The sequence below is a fragment of the Saccharopolyspora sp. NPDC002686 genome (genome assembly GCF_040295745.1).
In the GTDB taxonomy this organism is placed as follows: Bacteria; Actinomycetota; Actinomycetes; order Mycobacteriales; family Pseudonocardiaceae; genus Saccharopolyspora; species Saccharopolyspora oryzae.
In genome coordinates, this window is the sequence record NZ_JBEOVY010000501.1 from 1 (window position 1) to 4,235 (window position 4,235).

General features: G+C 71.3%; 4 protein-coding genes. 2 read left to right on the forward strand and 2 right to left on the reverse strand.

The annotated features are described in order from the left end of the window. On the forward strand, nucleotides 1-610 hold a 610-nt coding region (locus ABTZ89_RS36415), incomplete at its 5' end, for an amidohydrolase family protein (protein WP_351053555.1). Here ABTZ89_RS36415 and ABTZ89_RS36420 read toward each other — a convergent pair. Further along, complete coding sequence (locus tag ABTZ89_RS36420; protein ID WP_351053558.1) at nucleotides 611-1,321, reverse strand: GntR family transcriptional regulator; 711 nt, start codon at nucleotides 1,319-1,321, stop codon at nucleotides 611-613. It lies immediately after the preceding gene. Between the two features lie 74 nt (nucleotides 1,322-1,395). Between ABTZ89_RS36420 and pucD the strand changes: the two genes are divergently transcribed. Further along, a complete protein-coding gene (pucD, locus tag ABTZ89_RS36425; protein WP_351053561.1) occupies nucleotides 1,396-3,690 on the forward strand; it encodes a xanthine dehydrogenase subunit D in 2,295 nt (764 codons plus the stop codon). Here the strand turns inward: pucD and ABTZ89_RS36430 are convergent. Beyond that, nucleotides 3,687-4,235, reverse strand: a 549-nt coding sequence (locus tag ABTZ89_RS36430; protein WP_351053564.1) for an LLM class flavin-dependent oxidoreductase, incomplete at its 5' end; no start/stop codon positions are given. The two genes, pucD and ABTZ89_RS36430, sit on opposite strands and share 4 nt — an antisense overlap.

A 4,235-nucleotide genomic window follows, 5' to 3' on the forward strand; every position in this document is an offset into this window, starting at 1 on the left:
TATGTCGTCGCGGATGGTGCCCTGCGCCTGCCCGGCCTCGAGAATCTTGGTGTGCGACGAGCTGGGCGTGATCGTGCTGATCCACACCGGTGACGGCCCGTACTCGATCCCCACCCAGTTCTACCCGATCATCCGCGAGTTCCCCGGCGTCACGTTCATCCTGGGGCACTTCGGGATCCAGACCGGTGGCGTGTACTGCTTCGAGGCGTTCTGGATGATCCAGGACTCGCACAACGTGATCGGCGAGTCCGGCTGGCTGCTGCAGTCGCGGATCGTGGAGTTCGCCAAGGAGATGAAGAAGACCAAGATGGTCTACGGCACCGACTCGCCGCCCAACGAACCGGGAATGTGGGCGCGCGAGCTGGAGGTGCTCTGCCACGAACCGCCGCAGGGCTTGAGCCTGTCCGAGGACGACCTGGAGGGCTACCTGGGCAACAACATGGCCCACCTGCTGGGCCTGCAGCCGACCCCGCCGCCGAAGGACCGGGCGGAGGCGGAGGCGTACCTGCGCGGTGAGCTCACGCAGGCCTCGGCGACGAACTCGCACGCCGACGCCTACGCCGGCTACACGCCGGACTCCTGGGCGGAGGAGCTGGATCCGGCGAGCTGATCACCGGTCGCGGCCGAGCCGGTGACGTTCCGGGGCGCGGGCGGTGGCCTGGCTCAGGCGGATGCGCAGCCGCGAGATGTGGCGGCGAGCGGCGACTTCGGCCAACTCGGGGTCGCCGCTGGCCATCGCGTCCACCACCGCCCGGTGCTCGTCGAGGGCCAGCCGCGGCGCCTCGTCGCTGCGCCACAGCGAGTGGAGTGCGAAGTGGGAACGTCCGGCGATCGGTTCCAGGGTGGCGAGCAGGTGCGGGTTGTCGGCGAGTTCCCGCACCGCTCGGTGGAACCGCATGTCCAGCTCGATGTGCGCGGCGTTGTCGGCGTCGTCGGCCAGGGCCCGCTCGTGCTCGGCGAGGATCTCGCGGAGCAGGGACAGCCCTTCGGCGCCGAGGTTCTCGGTGGCCAGCCGGGCGGCCAGGCCTTCGAGCTGTTCGCGCACCACGTAGAGCTGGCGCAGGTCGTCGATGTCCACCCGGCTGACCTCGGCGCCGCGGTGCGGCACGTGGGTGGCCACTCCGTCGTGGATCAGCCGCTGGACGGCCTCGCGCACCGGGCTCCGGCTCACGTCCAGCTGGCGGGCGAGTTCGGGCACGCTCAGCCCGGTGCCGGGCGGCAGGGTGCCGTCCAGGACGGCGGCTTTGAGCGCGGCGTAGGTGCGGTCGGCCAGCAGGCCTTCGCCGGTCAGCGGGGTCAGGCGGCGGGGTGCCGAGGACATCGCGGGACCTCACTCGTCGGTGGGGGATTCGACAGCGATATTACATGTAATCCGGCCGCTAGTAGGGAGCAGGCATGCGTGAGCAGTCCGTCCACCGCACGATCAGCACCGAGCGAGCCGGGGCGGTGGGGCGCAGCACGCCCCGCCCGGACGGAACGCTGAAGGTCACGGGCCAGTTCGCCTACTCGTCGGACCTGTGGGTGTCCGGCATGGTGTGGGGGACCACGCTGCGCAGCCCGCACGCCGCCGCGCGCATCCGGTCCGTCGACGTGCGGAAGGCGTTGGCGCTGGACGGGGTGCACGCGGTCCTGACGCACGAGGACGTGCCCGGTGCGAAGACCTACGGGATGAAGGTGGCGGACCAGCCGGTGCTGGCCATCGACGAGGTCCGCTACCAGGGAGAACCCGTGGCGCTGATCGCGGCGGACGACCCGCGGACCGCGAAGCGCGCCGCCGCGCTCGTCCAGGTCGACTACGAGCTCCTGGAACCGGTGACGGACGCGCAGCGGGCTCTGGACGGGGCCACCAGGCGGGTGCACCCGGAGGGGAACCTGGTCCGCCACGTCAAGATCCGCCACGGCGACGTCGCCGCCGCGCGTGCCCGGGCCGATGTGGTGGTCAGCGGTGAGTACGAGGTCGGCATGCAGGACCAGGCGTTCCTGGGGCCGGAATCGGGGTTGGCGCTGCCCACCGAGGACGGTGGTGTCGAGCTGCACGTCTCCTCGCAGTGGCTGCACAAGGACTTGGAGCAGATCGCCCCCTGCCTCGCGCTGCCCGTCGACAAGGTGCGCCTGACGCTGGCCGGGGTAGGCGGCGCGTTCGGCGGACGCGAGGACCTCTCGGTGCACGTCCACGCGTGCATGCTGGCGCTGCGGCTGGGCAAACCGGTGAAGATGGTCTACGACCGGGAGGAGTCGTTCTTCGGGCACGTGCACCGCCACCCGGCCAAGATGCGCTTCGAGCACGGCGCGACGCGGGACGGGAAGTTGGTGCACGTCAAGGCGGAGCTGGTGATGGACGGTGGTGCGTACACCTCGACCTCGCCGGTGGTCATCGCCAACGCCTGCTACTTCGTCGCCGGTGCTTACGAGGTGCCCAACGCGGAGATCGATGGTTTCGCCGCGTTCAGCAACAACCCGCCGTGCGGGGCCATGCGCGGGTTCGGCGCGGTGCAGTCCACCTACGGCTGCGAGTCCAACATGGACAAGCTCGCCCGCGAGCTCGGCCTGGATCCGCTGGAACTGCGGCTGCGCAACGCGATGACGACCGGAACGGTGCTGCCCACCGGCCAGGCGGTGGACGGCCCGGCGCCGGTCGCCGAGCTGCTGGCGGACCTGCGCGACCGCCCGATGCCACCGCCGGATCCGGAACTGCTGCCTGGCGGGCTGTCCAACACCTCGCACGGCGAGGGCATCCGCCGCGGCGTCGGCTACGCGATCGGGGTGAAGGCGATCGGGTACTCCGGCGGAGTCGACGACATCTCCACCGCACGAGTGGTGGTGTCGGCTGCCGGAGGTGAGCCGGTGGCGTCGGTGCACACGGCGGCGGCCGAATGCGGCCAGGGCGTCACCACGGTGCAGTGCCAGATCGCCAACACCGAGCTGGGCGTGTCCCGAGTGGTGGTGCTGCCGGCGGACACCGCGATCGGGGACGCGGGTTCGGCGTCCGCCTCCCGCCTGACCTGGATGTCCGGTGGCGCGGTGCAGGGGGCCTGCCGACTGGTAGCGCAGGAGCTGTTGCGGCGCGCGGCAGCGCGCACCGGCCAACCGGCCGAGGTGCTGGCGCTGCGTGACGACCACGTCGTCGACTCCAGCGGCACCGCGCTGATGTCGATCGCCGACCTCGTCGGTTCCGGTGAGGTGGAGCGCGTTTTCGAGTTCCACCACCGGCCGACGTCGACCATCGACCCGGAGACCGGCCAGGGGGACGCGCACATCGCCTACGCCTTCGCGGCGCACCGCGCGGTCGTCGACGTCGATGTGGATCTAGGTCTGGTGAAGGTGGTCGAGCTGGCCACCGCGCAGGACGTCGGCAAGGCGATGAACCCGCTGTCGGTGGCCGGGCAGATCGAGGGCGGTAGCGCGCAGGGCCTCGGCCTTGCCGTGATGGAAGAGGTCCTGCTCGACGAGAACGGCCGCATCCGCAACCCGTCGTTCACCGACTACCTGATCCCGACGATCCTGGACGTGCCGAGCATGCCGATCTCGTTGTACGAGTTCCCGCACCCCGATTCGCCGTACGGTCTGAACGGCGTGGGCGAACCGCCGACGCTGTCGTCGACCCCGGCGATCGTCAACGCCCTGCGCGCCGCCACCGGTCTGGAGCTGGCCAGGGTCCCGGTGCGGCCGCAGGACATCGCCCTGGCCTAGCGCAGGCCGCGGCGGGCGAGCTCGGGGTGGACGCCCTCGCCGAACCAGTACGCCTCCTCGAGGTGCGGGTAGCCGGAGAGCACGAACTCCTCGATGCCCACCGAGTGGTACTCCTCGATGAGGTCGGCGACCTCGCGGTGGCTGCCGACGAACGCCGTGCCCGCCCCACCTCGCAGGAGTCCCACGCCGGCCCACAGACCGGGGTGGATCTCGAGCTCGCGAGCGTTGCTGCGCAGCACCCCGCCGTGCAGGGCGACCATGTTGCGCTGGCCGGTGGACTCGGTGGCGCTGAGCTTCGCCTGCGAGGCGGCGACGTCGGCGGGATCCATCTGGTCGACGAACCGCTGCGCGGTGGCCCAGGCGTCCGCGCTGGTGTCCCGCGTGATGACGTGCGCGCGGATGCCGAACCGCAGGGTGCGCCCCGCCTCGGCGGCCAGCTCGCGCAGCAGCTTCACCTTCCGCGCCACGGCATCCGGCGGTTCGCCCCAGGTCAGGTGCACGTCCGCGCGTCGGGCGGCGACCGGTAGCGCGGCGTCGGAGGAGCC

Excerpts from the sequence above, each read along its gene's own strand:
- pucD (WP_351053561.1), top strand. The coding sequence starts at position 1,396 with ATGCGTGAGCAGTCCGTCCACCGCACGATCAGCACCGAGCGAGCCGGG.
- ABTZ89_RS36420 (WP_351053558.1), bottom strand. The coding sequence starts at position 1,321 with ATGTCCTCGGCACCCCGCCGCCTGACCCCGCTGACCGGCGAAGGCCTG.